Annotated in this window: 20 protein-coding genes and 1 rRNA gene; 6 read left to right on the top strand and 15 right to left on the bottom strand. The window is 48.7% G+C overall.

Translation table 11 applies throughout. The annotated features are described in order from the left end of the window. The 13 genes from RQP52_RS32240 to RQP52_RS32180 all read right to left on the bottom strand — a co-directional run. Nucleotides 1-85 (bottom strand): 16S ribosomal RNA (locus RQP52_RS32240); the annotation flags it as partial. Nucleotides 86-304: 219 nt separating this feature from the next. Then, nucleotides 305-1,279 (bottom strand): DUF1835 domain-containing protein, encoded by a 975-nt coding sequence (locus RQP52_RS32235; protein WP_315955627.1) that lies wholly within the window; start codon nt 1,277-1,279, stop codon nt 305-307. 28 nt (nt 1,280-1,307) lie between these two features. Beyond that, nucleotides 1,308-3,329, bottom strand: a complete 2,022-nt coding sequence (ligA, locus tag RQP52_RS32230; RefSeq protein WP_315955626.1) for an NAD-dependent DNA ligase LigA — start codon at nt 3,327-3,329, stop codon at nt 1,308-1,310. A gap of 56 nt (nt 3,330-3,385) precedes the next feature. Then, a complete protein-coding gene (pcrA, locus tag RQP52_RS32225) occupies nt 3,386-5,740 on the bottom strand; it encodes a DNA helicase PcrA (protein ID WP_315955625.1) in 2,355 nt (784 codons plus the stop codon). Between the two features lie 4 nt (nt 5,741-5,744). Then, nucleotides 5,745-6,446 carry a heptaprenylglyceryl phosphate synthase gene (locus tag RQP52_RS32220; RefSeq protein WP_315955624.1) on the bottom strand — a complete coding sequence of 234 codons (702 nt, stop codon included), beginning with the start codon at nt 6,444-6,446 and terminating at the stop codon, nt 5,745-5,747. 180 nt (nt 6,447-6,626) lie between these two features. Then, nucleotides 6,627-7,091, bottom strand: a complete 465-nt coding sequence (locus RQP52_RS32215; RefSeq protein WP_315955623.1) for a DUF6130 family protein — start codon at nt 7,089-7,091, stop codon at nt 6,627-6,629. A 169-nt stretch (nt 7,092-7,260) separates the two neighbouring features. Continuing rightward, the gene (locus RQP52_RS32210; RefSeq protein ID WP_315955622.1) at nt 7,261-7,989 is read right to left on the bottom strand and encodes a spore coat protein; all 729 of its coding nucleotides are present in this window, start codon (nt 7,987-7,989) and stop codon (nt 7,261-7,263) included. A gap of 27 nt (nt 7,990-8,016) precedes the next feature. Continuing rightward, complete coding sequence (locus tag RQP52_RS32205) at nt 8,017-8,241, bottom strand: hypothetical protein (protein ID WP_127453252.1); 225 nt, start codon at nt 8,239-8,241, stop codon at nt 8,017-8,019. Between the two features lie 375 nt (nt 8,242-8,616). Then, nucleotides 8,617-9,549, bottom strand: coding sequence for a DUF4340 domain-containing protein (locus RQP52_RS32200; protein WP_315955621.1), 933 nt, complete (start codon nt 9,547-9,549; stop codon nt 8,617-8,619). After that, the gene (locus RQP52_RS32195; protein WP_315955620.1) at nt 9,546-10,934 is read right to left on the bottom strand and encodes a GldG family protein; all 1,389 of its coding nucleotides are present in this window, start codon (nt 10,932-10,934) and stop codon (nt 9,546-9,548) included. Before RQP52_RS32195 ends, RQP52_RS32200 begins: the two co-directional genes overlap by 4 nt. Nucleotides 10,935-10,939: 5 nt before the next feature. Beyond that, the gene (locus RQP52_RS32190; RefSeq protein WP_315955619.1) at nt 10,940-11,656 is read right to left on the bottom strand and encodes an ABC transporter permease subunit; all 717 of its coding nucleotides are present in this window, start codon (nt 11,654-11,656) and stop codon (nt 10,940-10,942) included. Then, a complete protein-coding gene (locus RQP52_RS32185) occupies nt 11,649-12,683 on the bottom strand; it encodes an ABC transporter ATP-binding protein (RefSeq protein WP_315955633.1) in 1,035 nt (344 codons plus the stop codon). Before RQP52_RS32185 ends, RQP52_RS32190 begins: the two co-directional genes overlap by 8 nt. Nucleotides 12,684-13,213: 530 nt before the next feature. Then, on the bottom strand, nt 13,214-15,757 hold the full coding sequence (locus RQP52_RS32180; protein ID WP_315955618.1) for a DUF3656 domain-containing U32 family peptidase: 2,544 nt from the start codon (nt 15,755-15,757) through the stop codon (nt 13,214-13,216). Between the two features lie 247 nt (nt 15,758-16,004). On the opposite strand from RQP52_RS32180, the gene RQP52_RS32175 reads away from it, so the two are divergent. From RQP52_RS32175 to RQP52_RS32150, 6 genes are all read left to right on the top strand, one after another. Next, the gene (locus RQP52_RS32175; RefSeq protein ID WP_315955617.1) at nt 16,005-19,235 is read left to right on the top strand and encodes an FG-GAP repeat domain-containing protein; all 3,231 of its coding nucleotides are present in this window, start codon (nt 16,005-16,007) and stop codon (nt 19,233-19,235) included. 70 nt (nt 19,236-19,305) lie between these two features. After that, on the top strand, nt 19,306-19,563 hold the full coding sequence (locus RQP52_RS32170; protein WP_315955616.1) for an acyl carrier protein: 258 nt from the start codon (nt 19,306-19,308) through the stop codon (nt 19,561-19,563). Between the two features lie 7 nt (nt 19,564-19,570). Beyond that, nucleotides 19,571-20,770: a class-II aminoacyl-tRNA synthetase family protein gene (locus RQP52_RS32165; protein WP_315955615.1), complete on the top strand. Its 1,200-nt coding sequence runs from the start codon at nt 19,571-19,573 to the stop codon at nt 20,768-20,770. A gap of 136 nt (nt 20,771-20,906) precedes the next feature. Next, a complete protein-coding gene (locus RQP52_RS32160) occupies nt 20,907-21,797 on the top strand; it encodes a hypothetical protein (protein ID WP_326063049.1) in 891 nt (296 codons plus the stop codon). A 117-nt stretch (nt 21,798-21,914) separates the two neighbouring features. Continuing rightward, a complete protein-coding gene (locus RQP52_RS32155; protein WP_315955613.1) occupies nt 21,915-23,069 on the top strand; it encodes an MBOAT family O-acyltransferase in 1,155 nt (384 codons plus the stop codon). 48 nt (nt 23,070-23,117) lie between these two features. Next, nucleotides 23,118-24,086: a sugar phosphate isomerase/epimerase family protein gene (locus RQP52_RS32150; RefSeq protein ID WP_315955612.1), complete on the top strand. Its 969-nt coding sequence runs from the start codon at nt 23,118-23,120 to the stop codon at nt 24,084-24,086. A 112-nt stretch (nt 24,087-24,198) separates the two neighbouring features. Here the strand turns inward: RQP52_RS32150 and RQP52_RS32145 are convergent, their stop codons facing one another. Together RQP52_RS32145 and RQP52_RS32140 are read right to left on the bottom strand one after the other, a co-directional pair. Beyond that, on the bottom strand, nt 24,199-24,402 hold the full coding sequence (locus tag RQP52_RS32145) for a DUF2759 family protein (RefSeq protein WP_315955611.1): 204 nt from the start codon (nt 24,400-24,402) through the stop codon (nt 24,199-24,201). A gap of 298 nt (nt 24,403-24,700) precedes the next feature. Then, nucleotides 24,701-24,862, bottom strand: a complete 162-nt coding sequence (locus RQP52_RS32140) for a hypothetical protein (protein ID WP_315955610.1) — start codon at nt 24,860-24,862, stop codon at nt 24,701-24,703. Between the last annotated feature and the right edge of the window lie 3 nt (nt 24,863-24,865).

Raw genomic sequence — 24,865 nt, 5'->3', positions numbered from 1 at the left:
TAAGCACCGAAGTGCTCCGCTCGACTTGCATGTATTAGGCACGCCGCCAGCGTTCGTCCTGAGCCAGGATCAAACTCTCCATAATAGAAAAGCTGAATAGCTCATTGACTTGCTAGCGAGATTTTACAATCTCATTTTGTCGATTACTCGACTAATTTGCTGATTTACTTCATCTATTTGTTCAGTTTTCAAAGAGCTTTATTGCGTTACCGTTTAAAGCGTTAATGTGTCGCTCTTGCGGTGACAAGAACATATACTATCAGGTTTCAAAACGAATTGCAAGCGTCTTTTTATATACAATATCTTACAGCTTCGAAAACCTTGAGTTTGCACGATCTCGGCGCCAAATCAGCTTTTTCCCTTGCAAATGAACACCACCAATCCAATCCCCAATACCATTCATAGCGATGTGGTCTTCTTTGCCCGTGAGAACTAGTTTACCCGCATCTGTTAATCTTACTCGCCAATTCTCGAACTGAACGGGTAAGGGCTCACCATATTGGGGAAGCCTGTCGCCCCCGGTAAGAGAGATTAACGGATGATCACATAACCGGAGCTGCTCTAACATACCCCAGAATTGCAAATCGCCTAAGCCAAAGTCACTGGCTTTCTCGCTTACATGTTGAAATAACGAATAAAGAGAAACCTCTCTTCGGTCAATCTCCTCTAGAATGAGCTGCTCCAGGCTACTCAAACCATTTTGCATAGAGGGATAGCGCCCTAAATTAGCCTCTAGAGCCCTTTTAAGAAAAGGCAGCTCCGACAAGTCCTCCTCCATCAAAATTGCCAGAGAAAGCGGTTCAGAGGCCGAATAGGCACTCCATACCTTAGCAGCAATATTAAGCTGCCCCTCTGTTACTGTCGACACCTCGCTGAAGAGTTGTGGAATTTGATGTTCGATCCTTTGATCATATTGAATAAGCGATAATCGAGTTTGGCTACTCTGTAGATTAGATAGTCGAGTTAATAAATAACAGAGCATTAATTGGTCAAAAAGATCCTGATCAAACCATAGGACAATTTCGCTCGCCTCTCCGGAGAGCATATCCAATTGCTTTTCTTGATGAAGCGTGGTGGATGTAAACAAATCTTCCGGGATCCCATGCTTACGATACATATAGGAGGCCCTAATGGGTAAAAGGAGGCTATCCGACATTCGCATGCCGATAGGTCCTTCATATAGGGATTCGCGCCACACCAGAATTTCACCATCTATGCTCGACTTACGCAGTTTATCTCCAAAAGCGTCTCCGTTCACAATATGCAGCTTTCCTGGCATGGCGCAACCCTCTTTTCATAAATTTAAATTAACCTTCACCCAGCAGCTGCAGAAGCTCCTGCTCATCATCAATAATCCGAATGCCAAGCTCCTGTGCTTTGGTCAACTTGCTGCCGGCGCTCTCTCCTGCAATAACGATGTCCGTTTTTTTAGAAACGCTGCCGGTAATTTTGGCCCCAAGCGCTTCCAGCTTCTTGGCACATTCATCCCGCCCCATGGTGGAAAGCGTACCCGTAAGCACAACCGTTTTGCCAAAAAACGGATTGTCCGGGCTAGCCAGCACGACGGCAGGCTCCTCGGCAATCGGATTGACGCCGGCGGCCAACATGCGCTCAATACTGGAGACCATGACAGGGTCACGGAAAAATGAGTAAATACTCTCGGCAACAATACCACCCACGTCTGGGAGCGTGATGAGCTCCTCCGGCGTTGCCGCCATGATTTTGGACAGGCTGCGGTAATGATCGGCCAGCACTTTTGTTGTCGTTTTGCCGGAGTTGGGAATGCCTAATGCATACAGGAACGACGCGAGGTCGCGGGATTTACTTTTCTCCAAAGCGCCCAGTAAATTGTTGACCTTCTTCTCCCCGAACCGGTCAAGCTTCACCAGATCGTCGAACTTCAGCGTATAGAGATCGGCAGGATCGTTGACGCCAAGCTCTTGGTGCAACTGCGAAGCCGTCATCTCGCTGAAGAACTCTATGTCCATCGCATCGCGCGAAGCAAAATGCGACATACGTCCAACGAGCTGCGGGCTGCAGCCAAGCCGATTCAAGCAGAATAGATGCGCACCACGCATCTCCAGCTCGCTGCCGCAAGAAGGACAATGCGTCGGAGCGACAATTTCCTCACCATCATTCTCCTCGGTCACCTTACCGAGAATTTCGGGAATGACGTCATTGGAGCGACGAATGTAGACCAGGCTGCCTAAGGCGTGCTTGAGGTTCTTGCGCTCGATGTCGCCGACGTTATTCAACGTACAGTTCTGTACGGTAACGCCAGCGAGATCTACAGCTTCTACGCGAGCTAACGGCGTAATTTTGCCGGTGCGGCCTACTTCCCAAGATACGCTTTGCAGGATCGTTGTTGCTTCTTCGGCTTCAAACTTGTACGCGATAGCCCAACGAGGGAACTTTTCCGTATATCCAAGCACTTCCCGCGTGCGCATGTCCGTAAGCTTAACGACGCTACCATCGATGAGGAAGTCAAAACCTAAACGTTCTTCGGCGATCCGCTCCAGCTCTGCGCTTACTTCTTCGATCGTATTGAAATACCGTGTACGATTGCTGATTTTGAAATGGTTGTCCCGTAGGAACTGAACCATATCCGCATGGTTAGCAAATTGAATATTGTCCGAATAACCTACGTTATAGAAGAAAGCGTTCAGTTTACGCTCTGCGGTTACTTTGGGATTCAGGTTACGCAGTGCTCCTGCGGCTGCATTTCGAGCGTTTTTGAGCGGCTCTGCGGCCGTCTGATTGTATGCTTCAAGGACAGACAGGAACATCATGCCTTCACCCTGCACCTCAATCGTCCCTTGATCATAAGGAATCTCGAGCGGGATAGATTTAATCGTCTTGATCTGTGCTAAAATCCCTTCGCCTACGGTACCATTCCCACGCGTGGAGGCCTGTTTAAGCTGACCCGCTTCATAGGTAAGATTGAGTGTAAGCCCATCAAACTTTAATTCCACAACATAGGTAGGGTCTGGCAGAGGGGTTTCCGGGTTCTTGCTGTTATAGTCAGCGATCAGTTTAAGCACACGTGTATGCCAGGTTTGCAGATCCTCCGCATTTTGCGCTTTGTCCAAGCTCCAAAGACGGGCTAGATGGCGATGTGGTTCGAAACCCTTCAGGATATCGGCACCCACACGCTGGGTTGGGGAAGAAGGCAGGATGGTTCCTGTCTCCTTCTCCAGCGCTGTTAATCTATCATATAAAGCGTCCCACTCGGCATCCGAAATCGTCGGTTGATCGAGCGTGTAATAATTATGATTGTGCTTGTTAATTTCTTGGATGAGGGTTTTCATTGCCGCGATGGCATCTGTCATTACGGGCTCTTCCTCTCTAATGGGAAATGGGTAATCCAAGGTTGAAATGTACCGCCCTACACTTTGGTAATCGGGGCGAATTTCGCCAGCAGGCGCTTAAGGCCGTTAGGCGCGGGAAAAGCAATTTGCAGCTCGGTGTCGTCACCCGAGCCTTTTACGGACACAACGGTGCCGACGCCCCACTTGCCATGCGACACCTTGTCGCCGGCTTTGTAGTCCGACACCGCACCGCCCGCGGCAGGCTGCGGAGCCCGGAACGCAGGCGGCCTCACAGCCGCCGCAGGGCTTGGCGCAGCCGCGCCCGCACTTGGCCGTCCGAAGGAGGACGGCGTGCCCCAGGCAGACGAGCTGCCGGAACCGCGGCTCGTAGAGGCGGCGGCGGCGCTGCCGCCTCCGCTGCTTCCCCACGAGCTGGTGCGGCCACCTCGTGAGAAGCCTCCGCCGATGGAACCTCCCATCGAGACTTTCTCCAGGAGTTCCGGCGGAATCTCCTGCAGGAATCGCGATGGCGCGTTAGCGGCGGTGCGGCCAAAGAGCGTGCGCATGCGCGCGCACGTGAGGAACAACTCTTCCTCGGCGCGCGTGATGCCGACATAGGCCAAGCGGCGCTCCTCTTCGAGCTCTTCGTTATCCGCAAAAGCCCGGCTGTGTGGGAAGACGCCTTCTTCCATCCCGATGATGAAAACAACCGGGAACTCCAGACCTTTGGCGCTGTGCATCGTCATTAATACGACAGCGTCTTGTTCTTCCTCAGGTTGGTCCTTATCTAAGGTATCGATATCGGCGATAAGCGCCAAATCGGTCAAGAACGAAATGAGGGACTTGTCCTCGTTGCGTTTCTCAAAGTCCATCGTCACGGACAAGAACTCTTCAATATTTTCTAGACGAGCTTTGGATTCAATCGTATTCTCTCGCTGCATCTCCACGCGGTACTGGGATAACTCCAGCACTTTCTCGGTAAGTTCCGTCACGGATAAGTATTCAACCATTCGGTTCAGATTATCGATCATTTCACGGAAATCAGCCAACGCATGCTTTGCTTTGGCATTAATCTCCAGAACATCGATTTCCTCCAGCATGGCAAATAACGAAATCCCGCGGCGTCCCGCCATCTCTGCGACTTTATCCATCGTGGTGCCGCCGATTCCCCGCTTCGGAACGTTGACGATCCGATTCAAGCTAATATCATCGTTGGGATTGGAAATGAGTCGCAAGTAAGCCAAAATATCCTTGATCTCTTTACGATCATAGAACTTCACGCCGCCAACAATCGTATACGGAATGTCGGATTTAATGAGAATCTCCTCTATTACCCGTGATTGCGCGTTCGTCCGGTAGAGAATGGCATGATCGGCGAACTTTTTACCTTTGGATTTGTTTTTGTTAATTTCACTTGTTATGAAATAGCCTTCTTCATGCTCCGTGTCGGCTTGATATAGCTTAATGCCTGCGCCGCCTTCTTTGTCGGTCCACAAGTTTTTGGGCTTACGGCCCGTATTGTTGGCGATGACTTTATTGGCCGCGCTCAAAATATTCGAGGTTGAGCGATAATTTTGCTCTAATAGAATGGACGTGGCATCCGGGTAATCATTTTCAAAATTAAGGATATTCGTAATGTCGGCTCCGCGCCAACGGTAAATGGACTGGTCGCTGTCCCCTACAACGCAAATGCGCTTATGTTTGGCAGCAATCATTTGACACAGCATATACTGCGCCCTATTCGTATCTTGATACTCATCGACATGAATATATTGAAATTTGTTTTGGTAGTAATCCAGAACTTCTGGTACTTCTTTAAACAAATGAATGGTAGCCATGATCAGGTCATCGAAATCCAGGGAGTTGTTGCTTCTCAGCTTTTTTTGGTAAAGCGTATAAATTTTCGAGGTCAGTCCGTCGAAGTAGTCACCGATTTTATCTTCAAATTGTTTAGGAGAAATAAGTTCGTTTTTGGCTGTAGAGATCGCCGCTTGAAACGTCTTGGGTTCGTACTTCTTCGTATCGATGTTGAGTTCCTTGCAGCAGGTTTTGATCACGGAGAGCTGGTCGCCTGAATCCAGAATCGTAAAATTCGAAGTGAAACCGATTCGCGAAATATCTCTGCGCAGCATACGCACACACATGGAGTGAAACGTGGAAACCCAGATATCGTTCCCGCTCCCGCCAACCAGTTTGCCTACACGGTCCTGCATCTCACGTGCTGCTTTATTCGTAAAGGTTAACGCTAGAATGCTCCATGGCGCCGCTTTGCGTGTGCCGATCAGATAAGCGATCCGATGCGTGAGCACCCGCGTCTTCCCGCTTCCTGCGCCAGCCATAATCAAAAGTGGACCGTCAACCGCTTCAACCGCTTTGCGCTGCTGGGGATTCAACCTTTTAATCGCATCTAAGATATTGACTGTCTCGTTCATTAAGTTACCTTCCTGTTCTATCAAAATTCACGTTCACTGTCTGAAGCGCCTGCTCCAAATCACTATAGATGATGTTGCCTACGACAATGGTATCTGCCACTTCCGCCGCTTGCTGCGCTTTGGCCAAGCTGTCGATGCCGCCCCCATAAAACAAACGGGCATTCTCCAGAACCTGCCGCGTCCTACGCACCAGCTCCATATCGCCGAAGACACCACTGTATTCCAAATATACAATTGGCATGTTAAATAACTTGTCCGCCATTCGCGCGTACGCCGCAACATCTTTGGCATCCAAGTTCGCACGAGCTTTCGTCAGCTTCGCCGCCGCAGCCTCGCTATTGAGAATCACATAACCTTCCGTTACAATCTCGTCCCAATTGAGCAGGGAACCATACTCCTTCAACGCCTCATGATGCTGCCCGACGATCCAGTTCGGATCTTCCGCATTGAGCACCACAGGAATAAAATAGAGATCGAATCCGGGGACAATAGCCTCTTGGCTAGAAATTTCAAGTACACACGGCAATTCGTACTGGCGAATCCGGGCCATGAGGTCTACGGTATTATCAAACGTAACGCCCGTTGAACCTCCAACCATTATCGCATCCGTTCCCGACTGACAAATGCGGTCAAGTGCCTCATCGGATATATCACGATCAGGGTCCAGCTTAAAAACATGATTCCACTTCCGTATATCGACAATCAATTGTTTCCCTCCGATTAGGCGGCAATCCTGCCATACTATCAACAGTCTATGCTACCCATTCGGGTGTGTCAAATGACAAAAGACGGGCTATTTGCCCGTCTTTTCAAAGAATATGCTTGCAGCGTGTTCCGATCTTCACCCGAGCTTGTTTTCCGCCCGAATACGCACAAATGTTCCCACTTATTTCACTTCAATATTAAGAATTTTCTCGACATTCAGGTCTTTGTGGTCATTTTGCTGAAGTTCAAGGCGAATCTCGTGTTTACCAGCAGCCAAATTGTTCAGCGTTAACGGACCTGTTTTGCCGATCATCGCCTTCTGCTTGCCATCCACGTACAGATGCAGATGTCCTTGTCCCTGTACATTCGCTTTATCCATACTATCGGCTGATAGTTGGAAATTCGTTGTTTGGTACGTAATCGTTACATTTCTGCCATCCACTTTGGAAACTTGCGCATCAATGGCTGGTTTGGCGCCTGAAGCCACCGTTTTCGCACTACTTCCTGCTTGGCTGCCTGCCACCGTTGTCGCTACCTTGGGGCCTGCTCCGGTTGAACTAATGACTTCCTCTTTAGAACCGCATGCAGTTGTCACTGCTCCAAGTAACATTAAAGTCGCTGCGCCGTAAATCCACGTTTTTTTCATCAGCTCTACTCCCTTTTCCCATAAGTTTGGACATCCTTGTTCCTTATATATGTGTGACAAGCCGCTTCCATACCTTGATATTGAGAAAAGTGGGACAAAATCAAAAAAATAGTTGTGACACAGAAAAAACAAAGACGCCCTAAGCTTATCGCTGCGGACGTCTAATTGTTTAAAAGCTGTATTTGCTGCCCTCATGCTGTTTGTTCATGTAGGAGTTCTCGCCAGTTACATTGGAAGTTTGGCGGGAAGCGATGCTTGAATTCGCTGATTTGCCCGTCATGCCAGCATTCTCTGAGGCTCCATAAGCGGATGAGGCCCCGTAGCTTTGGGAGTAGCCATAGCTATTTTGACCGTAGCCTTGCCCTTGATTATTATGCACGGCGTTCGGATACTGGGACGTATTTATGATTGGTTGGATTGGCGCTTGATGTTGATGCAGGCTCGTGATTGGATTGTGCTGTTGGCTTTGCGCCTGCTGGTGCTGATTTTGGGAGTACTGCTGCTGTTGTTGCAGCTGCTGCGATGTCCCCATCGACTCCTGCTGTTGATAGCTCATCGTCGGTGCTTGGCTCAAGTTCTGATGCACGAAAGACTGCAGCTGGGCTGCTGTCTGGCTTTGTTTCTGCAACTCCTGTTGTATTTCCTGCTGTTCAGCCGGTTGAGCCTCGTAGTAACCGAGTTTTTGAATTTCTTGAAATAAAGTCGCATGACATTGAAGTGTCTTGGACAATAAAGTTTGAAAGGTCTGTTTAATTTGGGGATTAACGGCCTCTGTTACCGCTGTTGTGTACTCCCCAGCACTGCGTTTTAACTCGGATAGAACTAAGTTAGCAAGGTCCTGCTCTTGCAAAAGCACCTGGTGTTGCTGCTGTTGTTGGTAGGGATTTTGTTGATACATGCTTCTTGCACCTCCTCTGTATACGTGTTAGTGGGTCAAGCCTGATTGCTGCTGCAGCGTGTTGATGAGGATGCTGACGCTTTGGAGCCGTTCCTGGGAAAGCTGGGACATGGTTTGCTTCAATGATGGACTTTGGCTGCCAACAGAAGCGTGAACGCAAAGCTTTGCTAACAAATCTTCATTCTTCAACGTATCCGATAGGTACGAGAGCTCTTTGCCGGTAATGGTTTGGTTCCCTTGATTGTTGTACATGTGACTGTTACCCTCCTTTCCATTCCTTCTTTGTAGGTTTCCCAAAATCTTCCGTTTTATGTCATTTGGTAAAAAAATCCTCTCTCATAGCATTTACTGATGAAAACCAATGGGCAGAGATCATTCACTCCTAAAATGGATACGGCATTGCATGAATTCCAATGAAAGCACCCTAAAAAGGCAATAATTCTACTTTTCGTTGGATGAATTCCAATGAACCAGAGTAAGCTTAATGCTTTAATACCTAGATCCATCTATCGCGTTGGAATTCATCCAATGAAGGCAAACTTTTAACGGCCAAAACAGCCTTTTCGCTGGATTTCGTCCAATGAAAAAAAGCCCCCGCACAGCACGCAGCTGTCAGGGGCTTTCTTTCTATGAAGCAGGCTGTGCCGGCTTACCGGCATAAGCATCCGCTAATTTCTGTATGTCTGCAGCCGCAATCTGGAAGGACCATGTCCCGCCCTGCTTAGCCAGCCAGACTTGGTCTTGGCTTATTTTACCTTCATAAACTTCGGTAACGTCTTTGCCGTCTACAGACAAACCGAGCTCGATTTTGAGCTCGCCGCCTGCTGTTGGCTTCTGAGCGAGCGGCTGTGGCAGCTCCGCGCTATGCAGAAAGACCAGCTCATCCAGCAAAGGACTCGCATCCGCGCCTTTCAGCTCCTTATCGCCAAGCTTCCAGTTCGCCTCAGCAGCCACTTTGTCCTTGTCGGTTTTGGCAAGTGTCCAAGTCTGACCCTTCCATGTGACCTTCACCGACTGAACCTTGTCATTCTCGATCTTGAACGGGCTTGTTTCGGCAAAATCAACCGGAGCCTTGTTCAGCGATGACAACGATTGATCACTGACTTGGTAAACAACCGGGGAACCTTCCACCTGAACGTAGGAGAAACCTTCGATTGGAAGAGCGGTTCCGACCAGAAGCCCCTTTTTAGAGCCATCTTTCATCGTGACTTCGTAAGTGCCAACAGGCTTATCTAAGCCATAATTGGCTAAATTGCTCGCTTGCTCTTCCACAACTTTGGTAGAAGTCACTAAACCGATGGCATCCAGCCACGAATCGACCTGATTCGTATTCATTGGCGCCGCAGCCGGTGTTTTCATCTCCCAGCCGCTGTCCGTACGGTTCAGATCAATCTGCTGCTCTTCGGTTTTCACCGCAAGGGACTGCACGTCTTCTTGCTTTAGCGTGAGAAGGGTTTTCGGTTCTTCTTTTTTCTCTTGAAAGAAGTCTTTGCTCGATGCGTACCAGAAACCGCCGATACAAATAACCACTAACAGAATCGTAGGAATAAACCGTTTCATCCTCTTCTCCTCCTCCACCAGATCAAGCCGCCAATGACTAAGAACAAGAGCGGTAAGAACACGATCGTGACTAAGAAAATCGTATTTGCCTGGCTAGGCGTAATCATCGCTTGCTGGAAGGCATCTCCTTGACGCGGACGAATCGTAATTTGATCCTTTTGTTCCTGCAGCCAACCGATGCTGTTCATTGCAAAATCTTTATTTCCTTGGTTCTGAATATCTTGATCCAATACGAACGTTGAACCACCAAGAATAACTGCTTTAGGCTTATTATCTTTGTTCGAAATCGCATAACCCAAATTCAGCGGGCCTTTGACATCCGTCGCATCCTGTTTGGTTTTGGATTGTGCCAGCAGGTTAATATCGGTTTCACCGTAAGCTTTGTCAGTCGTCTTCAGAAGCAGTGATTGCGTGTAATCCGGCGCACTTTCATCTGCATTCAAGCTCACTGCCAGCGACAGCATCGTAACAAGATTATTGCTGGAAAGCTTGTTGGTAATGTCGTGAGAACCGTAGTCCGGAATGATCGTCAACGGATCGTACAGCGACGTTTGTTTTGGTTCAATCGCAATTGCGTGTTGATCCTGGATACCATACGTTTTCATGATGGCATCGATATTTTTCCACTTGGTCGCCATATCTTTATCAAAGCCCAGCGCCATGTAGATTTTACCTTTATCCTTCAAATAAGCCTTAATCAGGTCAGCTTCTTTGTCGTTCAAATCGTTTTGCGGACCTAGCAGCATAAGCATCTGCGCGTCGTCAGGTATTTTACCCTCAACGTACAGATTGAGATCCTTCACCGTGTAATTGGCAGCTTCCAGACTGTTTCTCAAAATCGTCATCGCTGTCAGCGGATACTCTTGATGGCCGGAAAGCATGTACACCGTGTGTTTCTCCGTAGATGTTAAGCTTGTAATGGCTTGCGTGAACTTCTCTTCCCCGGAAAACGTGTACGATCCGTCCTGCTGACCCACGAACAACTCGTAGAAATTCACGTTCTGTTTCTTGGTACCCATTTCAAAAACGAGCGTGCCGCCTTGATCGACGCCATATTGCTTAGCCATAGACGGCTGTTTCAGCATATCGTATTCGTCATACGTGATTTTGCTGCTTTGCTTCTTGTACTCCTGGATCATATCCGTAACCTGACGCGTTACGAATTCATTGTTGTCGCCGCTATTTGTAAAAGCAATGACATGAACATCTTGATTTAGATTTTTAAGCGTGTTGACTGTTTGCTCCGAAATCGTGAAATTTTTGTTTTTCGTCAAATCGACCTGAAAGCCTTTCAGCGAGTGAAGGAAAATGGTCAGAATGATGAAAATACCGATCACCGCGATGGATAAAACTGTCGCATTCGTTCCCCGTATCCACTTGTTCATCCCGCTCACCTCCAACGCTTTCTTTCAAGGACTTGTATGCTAAGAACGAGAAATACCGCTGTTAATGTGACGTAAAAGAGGATGTCTCCGCCATGCAGAACGCCTTTTTGCAGGTTCGTCAAATGGCTCGTCAATGAGAATTGACCGACATAATCTTTCATTTTGCCTGTCATGCTGGAGCTCACCCAATCAAGCAGCCACAGCAGCAGCAAAATCACAAAACCGGTAATACCCGCAACCATCTGGTTGTTAGACAGGCTCGACGCGAACAAACCGATAGCCATCATCGCGCATCCTATCAGGAACATACTTAGATAGGACAGCCATAGTACCGGCTTATCCATCTGGCCGAAAGCCGACATGATGAGCGGATAAATCAAGGAAATCGCTACCAGTCCCACCTGCACGATAAAAGCGGATAAATATTTGCCCATCACAATTTCACCGATGCCTGCAGGCGATGTAAGCAGCAGCTCATCCGTGCCTTGACGGAATTCATCCGCGATAAGACGCATCGTCAATAAGGGGATGATAAACAGATAGATAAACGAGGTATTGCCTACCACGGAGCGCGCATCAACAATCGGCGGCTGACCGCTTACAAAATTGATATAGAAAAAGAAACTGGACAGCAGCACATAGAAAGCGAAGGCTACATAAGCAACTGGCGAAAAGAAATACATTTGCAGCTCTTTCGAGCAGATCGCCCAGATTTTACGCATCGTTGTCTTCCTCCTCTTCCGATTTGCTGTCCGCTTCGGCAGGCTCGTCCGTCGTCAGCTTGAGGAAGATATCCTCCAGGCTGAGGCTTTCGCGCTTCATCTCGAGAATCGGGTATCCTGCGCCAGCCAGGCGGAAGAACAGATCCTCACGGATATCGGAGCGATCCGCCGAAGTGACGAGCAGCTTCACAGACTCCTTGGCGGCAGGAGTTTCTTCAGCCGCAGGCTCTGCGGATGCTTCCTCTACCGGAGCTGGAGCATCAAGCTCCTTGACGTCAGCGACTGTATTCAGGCTGCGCAGCTCGGTCAAAATCCGCTCGCGAGGTCCCTTGACCTCGAGCGATACTTCAAACGTCTCGCCCATCGTGCGACCGAGATGTTCAGGACGCTCGTCGAGTACGACGCGGCCTTGGTTAATAATGAGAACGCGGTTACAAATCGCGTTGATTTCCGGCAAAATGTGCGTGCTCAGCAGCACCGTGTGGTTCTCGCCCAGCTCATGAATCAGCTGGCGGATTTCGATGATCTGCTTCGGATCGAGACCTGACGTAGGCTCGTCCAGAATAAGCAGATCCGGTTGGTGCAGAATCGCTTGTGCAAGGCCCAAACGCTGTTTGTAACCTTTGGACAGTGAGCGAATAATCTGTTTCTCGCGACCTTGCAGGCCGAGCTTGTCGATCGCTTCGCCGACGCGCAGCTTCTGCTCCCGTGCCGGCACATCGCGAAGATTCGCGATAAAGCGCAGATACGATTGTACCGTCATTTCCGGATAAAGCGGCGGTGTCTCGGGCAAATAACCGATTTTACGGCGCGCTTTTTTCGGATTGTCCGCCATAGAGTGGCCGTCCACCAGGATTTGGCCGTGCGTCGGATTCAAGTAACCCGTGATCATGCGCATTGTCGTTGTTTTGCCAGCACCATTAGGCCCTAAAAAGCCGACGATTTCGCCGCGCTGCATCGAGAAGTCGATGTTATGTACGCCGCGATCATTTTCGTACAGCTTGCTGACTTGTTTGACCTCAAGCATCCAAGATCCCCCATTCATTCTTTCGTTCATAGTAACCATCATCACTATACCCGTGGAACAATAAACCAACCTTAAGCAAATCTGAAAAATACATTAAAAAGTTGTGTCTGAATTGTGAACGAAATGTGTTAATTAGACCTTAATTTCAGTCTAAACCAGCAAAAGTTAAGTTAAACACGGAGAATGAAATACTTCTGCGTCGGGGTAAGTGCATTAAGGGCGGAACTACAGTCTGCTATTTTTGCAAGATGAGACAAGTTACTAGTGATGTCGAAATAGCGGAACCTGAGGGCACTATTTGTGTCCTCAGGGTTAATCCAGAGCTTTTCGGGAACTACAGGGCCTTATTTCTATGGATTTGGCGGAAAATCAGCCAAAATCTTAGAAATAAGGGACACCAGTTCCCCTTCGGCGCATATAGGGGGCGATTTCACAGAAATATCGCCCTGTAGTTCCCTCAACACAAAACAGGCGTATCAAATAAAAAATAGACCATAAACGGCAAGCGTCTATGATCTATTATTCACAATTTATTTCACCAATTGACCGCGGGTTACACCCAACTGGTTGGTAGCTTTCAGTGAACGCCACACTTGCGTCCCGCTGATTTCACCGTTAATCGCGCGGCGGTACAAGCTCAGAATCTCATGCACCTTGTCCGGCGTCTCTTCAAGGAACTCCACACGGAAAGAGCGAATGCCCAAATCCATGAAATGGTTCAGATATTCAGCACCAGATTGATCCACCGCATTGTAAACCGTGTTGCGGCAGCCTTCATCCACACGAACGGGATGCGACATCCCGACCCGGTCCTGCAAGGAGACATGATGATCCTCACATGGACGACCACAGTTCGTGAAGTCTGTGCCTTCGCTCAAGAACGTACAGTATACGCAGTGCTCCGTATGGAACATCGGCATATGCTGATGGATGACAACTTCCAGCTTGGAAGTTTCAGCCCGGCGAAGCAGATCGACCATTTGTTGAATGTTCAAATCGTAAGAAGGCGTAACCTTCGACAAACCGGCTTCCAAGAACAGGGATGCTGTTTTGTGGTTCGCTACATTCAAGGAGAAATCGCCGATAAGCTGCGGCTTAGGCCCATTCGGATGCTCCAGCTGATGCTTCAAGAAGAAATAAGCGGCACCTGTATTCCGAATTAGCACGGCATCCGGGTTCAACTTCAAGATATTGTTAAAATAGCCCGTTTCCCCAGGCATATGAATTCTCGGCGTTGCCAAGGCAATCTTGCGCCCGGCCGCATGCACAGCTTCAACAGCCGCAGGGAACTGCTTAATAAATTCAAAATCAGCGTAAATCATTTGAACGTCGTCTTTTTCAAGCACGGCCTTCACTTGATCCAGGTTACGGCAAAGTGCTGTAAGGTGCACCCCGCTGCGATCCGCCAACGACAACGCAGGCACTTGCCCAGCAGCTTGACGCTCTGCAGCCGGCTGAGGCACGTCGTCATAAACGCCGATCTCACGCTTCATGTACGCACGCGGCTTCTGACGCTCGTCTTCCATGAGCTCTACCGCGCTGCGGCGCATAGCATTAAGCTCGCGCATCGGCACGATGAGCTCGCCGTTCAACTGAACATCCAGATCGCTAAGCGCATAGATCGTACCGCCAAGACGGCCAAACTGATCAGCGAACAGCTGCTCATCCATCGGTCTTTTCTCTGCACGAACAAGCGGAAGTTCGGATTGTACGAAGACGGTATGGCCGCCTTGCACATCGGTCCACCAGCTCTTCAGTGGCTCGCCTACAGCGCCGGTAATTTTGATGCTAACCGGGAATGTCCGGTAAGGCTTATCAGTCTCAAACGTCTGACGCAGACGTTTGTCCAAATGCGGATCGTTCGTCTTCCAGATCCGATCCCCCACATGCAAGCGGCTCAGATCCACATCATTGCGTCCCGCAATGATTTCAATTATGCCGCCTTCGGCTTCGCCTTCGATTTTCTCGCCTTTACGGCGCAAATCGTAGATGCGGCCGCCTTCTTCCTTCTTCGTCGGATCTCCGGCGTCGAATACAATCCCGTCTCCGCGCTTAATCGGCGCTTCAAGCTCACAAACCACACCGTCTCGCAAAATCTGCTTCACGCGACCAACGAACACCCCGCGGCTCTTCGGAAACGTACCGTCGACGAGCTGTTTATTGTTGGTTCCGTTCAAGAAACCAACGGTAAAACCACGCGAAAAGCTTTGCTGCAGCTCGCGAACTTCCTCTTTCGAAGGTCGGGCATCCTTGCCTTCGAAGTAACGGTCAATCGCGCTGCGATACTTGCTCACGACGTTAGCCACGTATTCAGGGGTTTTCAAACGCCCTTCAATTTTGAAGGAGCACACGCCCGCTTCGATCAACTCAGGCACAATTTCAATGGCCGCCAAATCTTTTGGCGACAGCAAATACGCCACGTCGCCCATTGGCTTTTGCACACCATCAATCATCAAATCATAAGGCAAGCGGCATGCTTGTGCGCACTCTCCGCGGTTAGCCGAACGGCCGCCCCACATTTCAGAGGTCAGACACTGGCCTGAGTAGGACACGCAAAGCGCGCCATGCACGAACACTTCCATCGGAAGTTTCGCTTGGTCTCCGATTTGTTTAATTTGTTTCAAATTATTTTCGCGTCCCAGAACGACCCGTTCAATATCAAAAGGCTTCGTAAATTCAACAGCTTCAGGCGATGTAATCGTCATCTGCGTGGAACCGTGAATCGGGAAATCCGGGGAGATTTCACGAATCATTTTCACAAGACCAAGATCTTGCACAATAACCGCGTCCACGCCAGCATCGACACAAGCTTCAATCAACTGCTTTGCCTCGCTCAGCTCTTCCTCAAATACTAGAATGTTAAAAGTCAGAAAGCCCTTAACGCCGTATAGATGAAGGAACGACATAATATCCGGCAGCTCGGCCATCGTGAAATTGTGCGCGCGCGCTCTAGCATTAAATTTCTCCACACCAAAAAACACGGCATCCGCCCCATTGGCAACAGCCGCTCTCAAACAATCCCAATCCCCCGCAGGGGCCAATAATTCTATATCTTCTCTGCGTATCGTACGCATGGCAGCAAATCCTTTCAATAATAGATCCTCAAGCGACCCTCAAAGTCTTCTCTTTAGTGTAACAGAAACGATAGGTAGGAATCTAGGGCACAACCATTTCCAAACCCGGTCAATATCCGACAGCCTCCGCAAATTCCCAAACCTTACCTGCATGCCGGGTAACCCTTTAAAAGTTAACAAACTTACCCATGAATGCTATAATGTCAAGGATAGTGACCTTTTTAGTAATTGAGGGATCCTTTTGGTTTTGTCGAAAATACGCATTTTAAAAATTGTTATCGGACTAGCCCTCGGTTTCCTATTGGTAGTGGGCCTACTTCTATTTTTGCCAAAAATAGAGGAAACCAAGCTTCTCTACGCAACTAGTGGAGATTCGTATGATACGGCGGCTTATGGCAATTTTTCGCAGAGCTTGCAGGCTGGCATTTCCGTAAATAAGCAGAAGCTGGCAGCCCTATCCGTTAGAAAGCTGAAAACATACGATGCTATCTATCTCGACCCGGCGCTAGCCGAAGATCCCGCATGGACGGAGCAGACAGCAAAGCTCGTAAGTTATGTAAAGCAAGGCGGACATTTGCTAGTCGAAAATGGATTTGCCCCCCGCTTGCCACTTGATTTCATTGGAGCTTCAGAGCTTGTTAATTTGCAGAAAGTTTCGCTTACAGGTTTAGGAACGCCGCAATTGGCTGCAAATACGCCAAGCCTTAGCTATCCTAAGGTTTCTATGAATCTACAAGGCGTGCAGACAACCTTTCAATTGTTTACCGAAAGCTACCTCAAACATCATACGATAGAGGATCTTCCGGGTTTTCATATGGGGTATGGGTTCATTCCGTCTTCAGGACAGACCCTTGTCGCGATGAATGTGTCCGGCAAAGCTGTTTCACTGGCTATGGAGAATCGTGTAGGAAAAGGCACTGTGCTGATCTCTAGCAACTTCTTGCCTAACCGCTACTTTCCAACCGGTTACGACATGCAAAGCGGTGCTGACCTGAACCTGGGCTTCGCTCAACTGGCAGCCAAATATCAAGCCACTGGCAAATCAACGCCGGGGACGACTTACTTCAATAAAAGAGCTTTACCGATTGATCCATATTTCAACTTTGATTTCGCAGCGGCCAACATGCAGTATCGCAGTGAGCTGCTGTCGTATGTAGCCAAAGAGACGTTAGGTTACAGTGTTCGCAAAGTGCTCGGCCCTTATGGCAGACCCGCCATGGCCTTTCAGAATCACTTTGAGGCGATGCCGGCCATCCAGCACAAAGACGGCATCGCTTGGTCCGAGGAGCTCAAAAAGTATAACGAGATTCCCTCGTTCACCCTCGTGCGCAATGCCTTCTATTGGGGGCAGTGGCGCGAGAGCGTGACGGTGCAGCTCAATACCGGAACGAATGCGCAGCCGAAGTTCATCGGGGAGCTGCCCGGCTCGGGCTACGCAAGCGGCCTGCACGTGATGTCAGCCGGCAAGCCGCTGCGGCAGGCGCTGTTCCCGCAATATCGCGATCTGTCGAGCGCGATTGAACTTCCCTACCGCGCGTACCCAGCCGCCGCGGATCTGAACGGCGACGGCCGCACCGACGTGCTAGCCGGCAGCTCGGATGGATTCGTGTACGTCTACACGAATCAAGGAGCCGATCCGGCGGCGTACGCGAGTGAGCCGCCGCCGGATGGCCTGGCGCTGCCGGACACGTTCGGCGCGCCGTCGAAGCTGATGCTGGAGTCCGGCGTGCCGCTCCAGCTCAGCCCTTACAGTGCCGTTCACGCCGCAGACGTGAACGGGGACGGCCGCCCGGACCTCGTCGTCTCTGACGAGTCCGGGGCCGTGTATGTGCTGCCGCAGCTCGCTAGCGGCAGGTTCGCGAAGCCCGCGGCCGTGCGCGCGGGCGGGAAAGCGCTGCAGCTGCCCGGAGGGGCTGCAGCGCCGTACGTCGCCGATATCGACGGCGACGGCAAGCTCGACCTCGTCCTAGGCGGAGCCGATGGACGAGTATGGCTCTACAAGGGCCGCAGCGCAGCGGCCCTTGATCTAGCGGCCGGCAGCGAGATTCTCACGCTGCCTAACAACGCCGCGTACGCTGCGCCTGCCGCACGCGACATGAACGGCGATGGCCGACTCGATCTCGTGGTCGGCAGCAGCGACGGGGACCTGCAACTATTTCTGCAAAGCGCCGCTGGCGCTTGGACGAATACGGGTCCCCTGGAAGGCACAACCTTAAACCAGGTCGGCAATCGCGCATTGGTTGCCGGACATAACTCGGTTCCGCTATGGCTGGATCTCAATCACGACGGCAAAGACGATCTCATCGTCGGAGGCATCGAATTCGGATCCCCTGTGGCGATTGATGATCCACAGTTCCCGTATCAAGCCGAACTGAAGGAATTCATCCAATATGCTCGTGATAACCATCTAGACTTAGATCCGCACATCTTTGTGCACAATTTCAAAAGCGCCGAACAGGAGCAAGCGGAGCTTGCCCTTCATAAGCAAGCCTTCGCCAAGCTAGGCATTCCTTGGCTGCATCCCGGCACGAATCAGCACACATGGCGTATTAATAACGAAGATCATCAGCAAACACTGCGTAGCGAAGAACAGGACGGAATGTGGTATAATTTCGGCTTCCTGCCTTCCGAATCGCCCGTTATTTCCCGTCCTGAGTCGATATGGTCGCTGCCGTTCCTGCTGCAAGACAAACAAGGCAGCACGGACCGTACCATGCTGATACATACACCGACGCCGGTACTGCGAACAGGCGACTATGCAACAACCGATGTGTTCGAATCAATGGTCAAGCTGGACATGCCGATTGATTATTTCGAGCACATCGAGTACCATTTTCCCGAACCAGCCAAAATCGCCGATTTGACGCAGTTCGCTGACTATTTTGACAAGCTTCGCACGAAGCATGATTATAACTTCATGACCGAGAAACAAATGGCCAAATCCTTCTTAACCGCTATGAAAAGCGAAGTTCGGATTAGCCAATCATGGGCCTTCTATTTATGGGACAGGCTCAAAGATCGTTTAGCGGGTGGCAGCCCGCACTTCCATGCGACTCTGACACCGAATGCGAAGGCAGTGCCTAGCTTGGCTGAAGAGTACGCGGGAACGCTTGGAGTAGTCATAGAAAAAGGCGAGAAACTAGCCTTGTATTCCCTGCAAAGTGATTCAGATACCTATACGACGATTGACAACCGTTTCTATGTAGGATTGGCTGGGCCATCCGTCATCGGCATTGCGCCGACCAAAGAACGGCTGCATATTGTGCGTGCTAACGTACCTTTTTCCCTGACAGAGCAAGGAAATACCCGCAATTTAGAACTCAAGGCTGCGGGATTGCAGCAGGTGAAATTATTCAGTCCTACAGAGCTTGAATTCACTGGCGATGCCAAAATCGAGTATGACGCAGCAAACTATCTCTACACCATTACCCGATATGGGGATGTAACGACCCTTTCGTTCACAAGCAAAACAAAGTGACAATGCATTGCACTACAATCTACTTTTAAAAACAACCTTAAATTTCAATTAAACCAGGAGGCTTTCCATCATGTCTAATGAAGACTTACTAACGCAGCTTGAGCAGCATATTCGCGAGCGTTATGAAATTGCCGAGGACGATGACGATTTTGGCGTTGATGTTCATTTGTTCGATTATGGGTTTATCGATTCCATCGGGGCTACGGCACTGATCGCCCACATTGAGAAGACTTATAACATCCAAGTAACGAATCAAGATCTCATGCTGTACTCCATGAACACGGTAAGCGAAATTGCCGATTTTATTTCCAAGAAGACTGCGAGGTAACCCACTCATGTTGACATGTAAAATTTCTCTAGAAGGCTTAGCCGAAAGCCAGCACGGACAAGTCAAGTATGCTTCCGCCTTTGCCGATGAGCATATTCAGGATATCGCGCTTGTTGACGGCCACATCATCATCACGCACAACTCACCGAATGGCAATGAGGGAATTACAGAGAGAGTCGGACGTTTGATCGAACGTTTCTCCCATGGCGATTTCGGATTCAAAGAAAATATTTTATTCGAAAATAAAGTAGACACTCCTTATGAAGGCGATATTATCGCTGAATTAGTCGAGCGCAAAGCTATTAAGATTCTAGAGCCAGGTCTGTTCATTTTCCGTGAGCCTTTCTCCAGCTTGATGCGCTTCCTGGATTACTCGTTCGTGACGAAAATTGCTAAAAGATTTGAAGGCATGCAGGAGGAGCAATACCCTGCGGTTATTCATAGTCACACTTTGAACAAAACAAACCATTTCACGTCATTCCCGGAGCATATTCACTTCGTTACGCATTTACGCGAAGATTTGGATGTGATTGAATCGTTCTCCCAATCCATTCGTGATGCTGGCGGTTGGAAGCAAGATGAGCCGTTAGAGCTTGATCCTAACATGGTGAAGCCTAACTTCATGATGAATCCATCCACTTGCTACCATTGCTATGAGGGGTTAGAGAATGAGACGCTTGAGGGTGAAGGCATCGTGGTAACGGCAATTGCCAAGTGCCACCGCTTCGAGTCCAAAAACCACAGCGATTTCGGACGTTTGCTCGACTTCTCCATGCGCGAAATCATTTTCGTCGGCAAACCGGACTTCGTCAAAGAAAATCGCTTGAAATCGATTGAATATCTTAAAGAATTAGCCGTGGAATGGCATGTAGATTCCATGTTGGAAATTGCCAATGACCCTTTCTTCACGAATGATTTCCAAGTGAAGGCTTCCTTCCAACGCAATCAAGAAATGAAATACGAGCTGCGTCTGACGATTCCGCATGTGAAGAAGTCGATTGCCTGCTCTTCTGTCAATTTCCACAGCAATACCTTCGGCAATGCATTTAATATTAAAATGGGCAAACGCAACGCGGTTACAGGCTGTGTAGGCTTCGGTATTGAGCGCTGGGCTTTCGCATTCTTGGCGCAATACGGATTAGATGAGCAGCAATGGCCGACCGCTTTCCGCGAGCAGTACCACGCTTGGCAGGAAAAGGCTCTGTAAGGAACCGTTAGTCCCTTTTTATCACTTAATCGTCCTATTCTTCTATTCAAATTCTTACTTGGGCCCACACGCCGACCTTTGATTATTTGAAGTCAGCTGTGGGCCCCATCCTAATCCAAGATAATGAGTGATTCCGTTGAAAGCAGCCACATTTCTTAAAAAGAATAGTTTCATACTCGGCCTGCTGCTAGCGATCGTCGTTTCGGACCTTCTCATCTCCTGGTGGAACCCGATGGTTAGCTCGCGCCGTTTCTACAAAAACGACTTTACCAAAACACTCTACCACCACAGCTGGTCCCAATCGGGTCCGGTTTTCTTCGGTAATTCAGCTGTGACAGGGGCTTACATCGAAGAGAAATCCGATGCCCATTTGGTAGAGATGGGGCTCTCCTATGGGAAGATCACCGATCTTAAAGGGATCCTCGAGAATCATTTGTACCAGGTTCGTGATGAACTGGTGATCGGCATTGATGTTCATACGATGCTAGATCCCCTCGAAACCGATCCGACCTACCAATGGTTCAAACCATGGTATCAGCCCTATGTATACACATACCGTGACTATTTCCGTGATTCCGGCGAAGAATTCGTCCGTAATTTAAGAAAAGGAAGCTTAGCCTACGAGCCGCGTTGGATAGATAAAGAGCTGTATCCTGGCCGTAAGGACGATGCCTTCCTTCAGTCGAAGTGGACCGAGTATGACAAACGTTTTGGCGCTATGACCTTGAAAGACTTCCAAGACAATCTAGACGCCCTGCAGTGGGTCATACGCTATGCTAAGGAACAGCAGCTTCCTTTGCGAGTGATTTGGATGCCTTGGAACAAAGGATATGCCGATCCGCCTTACGTGGCTTCCTTGAAAGAAGCGGTAAACGGCCAATTGAAAAACGCCGGTGTACCTGTGTTGGATTTGATGCATACGTACGATCCCAAGTATTTTCATGATCTCGTACACTTAAACCGCGAAGAAGGCGCTCCGATATTTACGAAGGAGGTGGACACATGGTTAAAGTCCTTAGGAAAATAGCCGAAGTCCTCATCTATCTCGTGATGCTGTATCTGGTTTTCATTTATTTTACCGGTAAGGGCCTATTTATCTACGAGAAATTCTAATCAGCCTTTCCAAGCGAGGAGTTCTAAAGCTATGTTTTATATGCAAATGAACGCAATTATCGCTATGATAGGCATGGTTGCCGTTCTGATGCTCACCCGCAAGTGGGCCGACAACAAACGTATTCTGATGATCATTTTCAGTCTCTGCTTTTTACTGCTGTACAGTCAAAAGCTGCTTATTTTCTATGCTGCTTTTACTGTGATCAACTACGCTGGATTTGTGTATTTATGCCGCACGACCGTTTGGCGTAAAGCAACTTTTATCTTTGCGCTTGCCGCTAATATTATCGGCGTTTTTCTAGGTGTCCGGCTTTTCATCATGGGCATTTTTCACAACCCGCTGTTCGACGCCGTCATCTACCTGGGACTCATTTATAATGTCTTGAAAGTGATAGATGCTTATTATTTTGCTTATTTCTTTAGAAAAGACGGCCAAGTGCCTGCCATTGATTATGCGAATTATCTGCTGTTTGTCCCAACTTTTACTTCAGGGCCGATTTTGAAATTCAGAGATTTTATGGCCGATAGCAAAAAGCCGTACACGGTAGACGCCGCCCTCTTTGAAGACAGTGTTAAACGCATTATTCTGGGTTTGTTCAAAAAGATCGTGATCGTCACTTGGATGACCAGCGTCTTCGATCAAGTGCTGAAGCAGGACTTGCACACGCATCAGTCATTATTTCTGCTCGTATGGTTCTATGCACTCATTTACTTTGATTTCTCCGGCTATTCGGATATGGCCATCGGATTTGGGCGATTGATGGGCTATACGATGCCTGAAAACTTCAAACGGCCGCTGCTCTCGCCTTCCATGACCCAATTCTGGCGCAACTGGCACGCGACGCTGGGCGATTTTTTCCGTGATCATATCTTCATGTTCTTCTCGCGTACTGTGCCTTCCCGCTGGGTTGCCTCCAGCTTGTCCATATTAATTATGGTCTTAATGGGCCTATGGCATGGCTTTACATGGCTTTACTTCTTCTATGGTCTCTATCACGGGATCATTCTTGCGATCGAGAATATTTTCAAAATTACAACGGTAAATAAAAAGAAAGTTTCTAAAACCTATTTTTATTTCCGCTGTTTCGTGACACAAGTCTTAGTGACGTTCTCCGTTATTATTTATAGCTCGAATTATGAGACGGTTCTGCGGATCTATAAAGGCTTGCTTCATTTTACGGGATGATAGTGTTATAATTTGTGTGGTTGTTTACCATTTATGGAGGTGTACCTAATGAAGTTAGGCGTTTTTATGGTTCTGTTTGGTGGAAAACCTTTAGAGGAAGCTCTTGATTATGTTGCTTCTAAGGGCTTAGAAGCTGTCGAAATTGGAACTGGGGGCTACCCTGGTAATGCGCACTGCAACCCAATTGAGCTGCTTGCTGATGCTGGGAAGTTAAAAGCTTTTAAACATGCGGTAGAATCCCGCGGTTTGACGATTAGTGCTTTGAGCGTTCACGGAAACCCGCTTCACCCGCAAAAACAAATTGCAAAAGAATTCCATGATGCTATTATACAAACGATTGATCTTGCTGAGCGCCTTGAAGTCCCTGTGGTTAACACGTTCTCAGGCTGCCCTGGTGACCACGAGGATGCCAAATATCCGAACTGGCCGGTAGCTCCATGGCCGAACGATTTCCAAGAAATTCTTGACTGGCAGTGGGGAAATAAAGTCATTCCTTACTGGACGGAAACAGGGAAATATGCTTCTGACCGCAATATCAAAATCGGTTTGGAACTGCACGGCGGCTTCTCCGTACATACACCGGCTACCCTTCTACGTCTGCGTGAAGCAGCAGGTGACGTGATTGGTGCCAACCTAGACCCGAGTCACATGTGGTGGCAAGGAATTGACCCTGTACAAGCCGTACAAATTCTTGGCCGCGCAGGAGCGATTCACCATTTCCACGCGAAAGACACATCCATGGATGTTAACAATGTCAACCGTTACGGCGTTACGGACATGCAGTCTTATGCAAACATGCTTGATCGTGCATGGCAGTTCCGCTCCGTTGGCTACGGTCATGACATGAAAGTATGGGCTGACATCATCAGCGCATTGCGTCTTGTCGGTTACGACTACGTCGTGAGCATTGAGCACGAAGACGGATTGATGTCCGTTGAAGAAGGCTTCTCCAAAGCTGTTCAAAACCTTCAGCAAGTTCTGATCAAAGAACCGCTTGGAGAAATGTGGTGGGTATAAGCGGCTAACCGCTTACTCTCTTCCTGACCATCAAAAAAGCCCGCAGGCACCGATGATCTTACGATCTTGGTCCTGTGGGCTTTTATCTTGTAAAGCATAGGTTAGCTCTGAATTACCAGCCTGTAATCATGACATAATCCATGAGGCCGAATACGAGCAAGGCAACTGCCGCGAATCCTAGGGCAAAGAAATTTTTCTTAGGGGAGATCAATTGTCTGATGAACGCAATGGCAATAATCACTGTGAAAATCAAAACGTAAATATCAAAGCTTGTATACGTACTTGTTGTTGCTGCTGCTGCTTCCGCGAATAACATGGTGAAACCCTCCTTCTAATAACTCGGTGCAAGGCACACGTCCTGCTATTTTAATTCTATGTTAGCTTGATTGGACACTAGATGCAAGTGATTAGGCGCATGTGTAACAAGTTTGTCACCTTTTGGTTAGATTAACCACCTGCTGCGGAAAATATTACACCTTTAAGGTTACAATGCCCTTCTTTTTCCCCCTTTATTACAGCTCGTGTTTACCCAGTATGGATTCAAAATCAAAGAACCCGAACGTCTCTGGAAGACACTCGGGCTTAGCTGACTATTTTATGTATAGAACTACTTCCTAGGCCATTAATCCATAGGCTGAGAGCGTTTCTTTATGTTCCTCGATTGGTGTTGTTGGCTGATCCTTCAGCCCTATTTCTTTTTCCTGCCAGTCTAAAAAGCGAAATGGATCTATTCCTAATGCAGAAACAATCTCCTGTATTTCTAACGTCGGTTTCATAGC

This window comes from Paenibacillus violae, from assembly GCF_032461945.1.
GTDB lineage: Bacteria > Bacillota > Bacilli > Paenibacillales > NBRC-103111 > Paenibacillus_E > Paenibacillus_E violae.
This window is presented reverse-complemented; position numbering and strand designations above follow the sequence as displayed.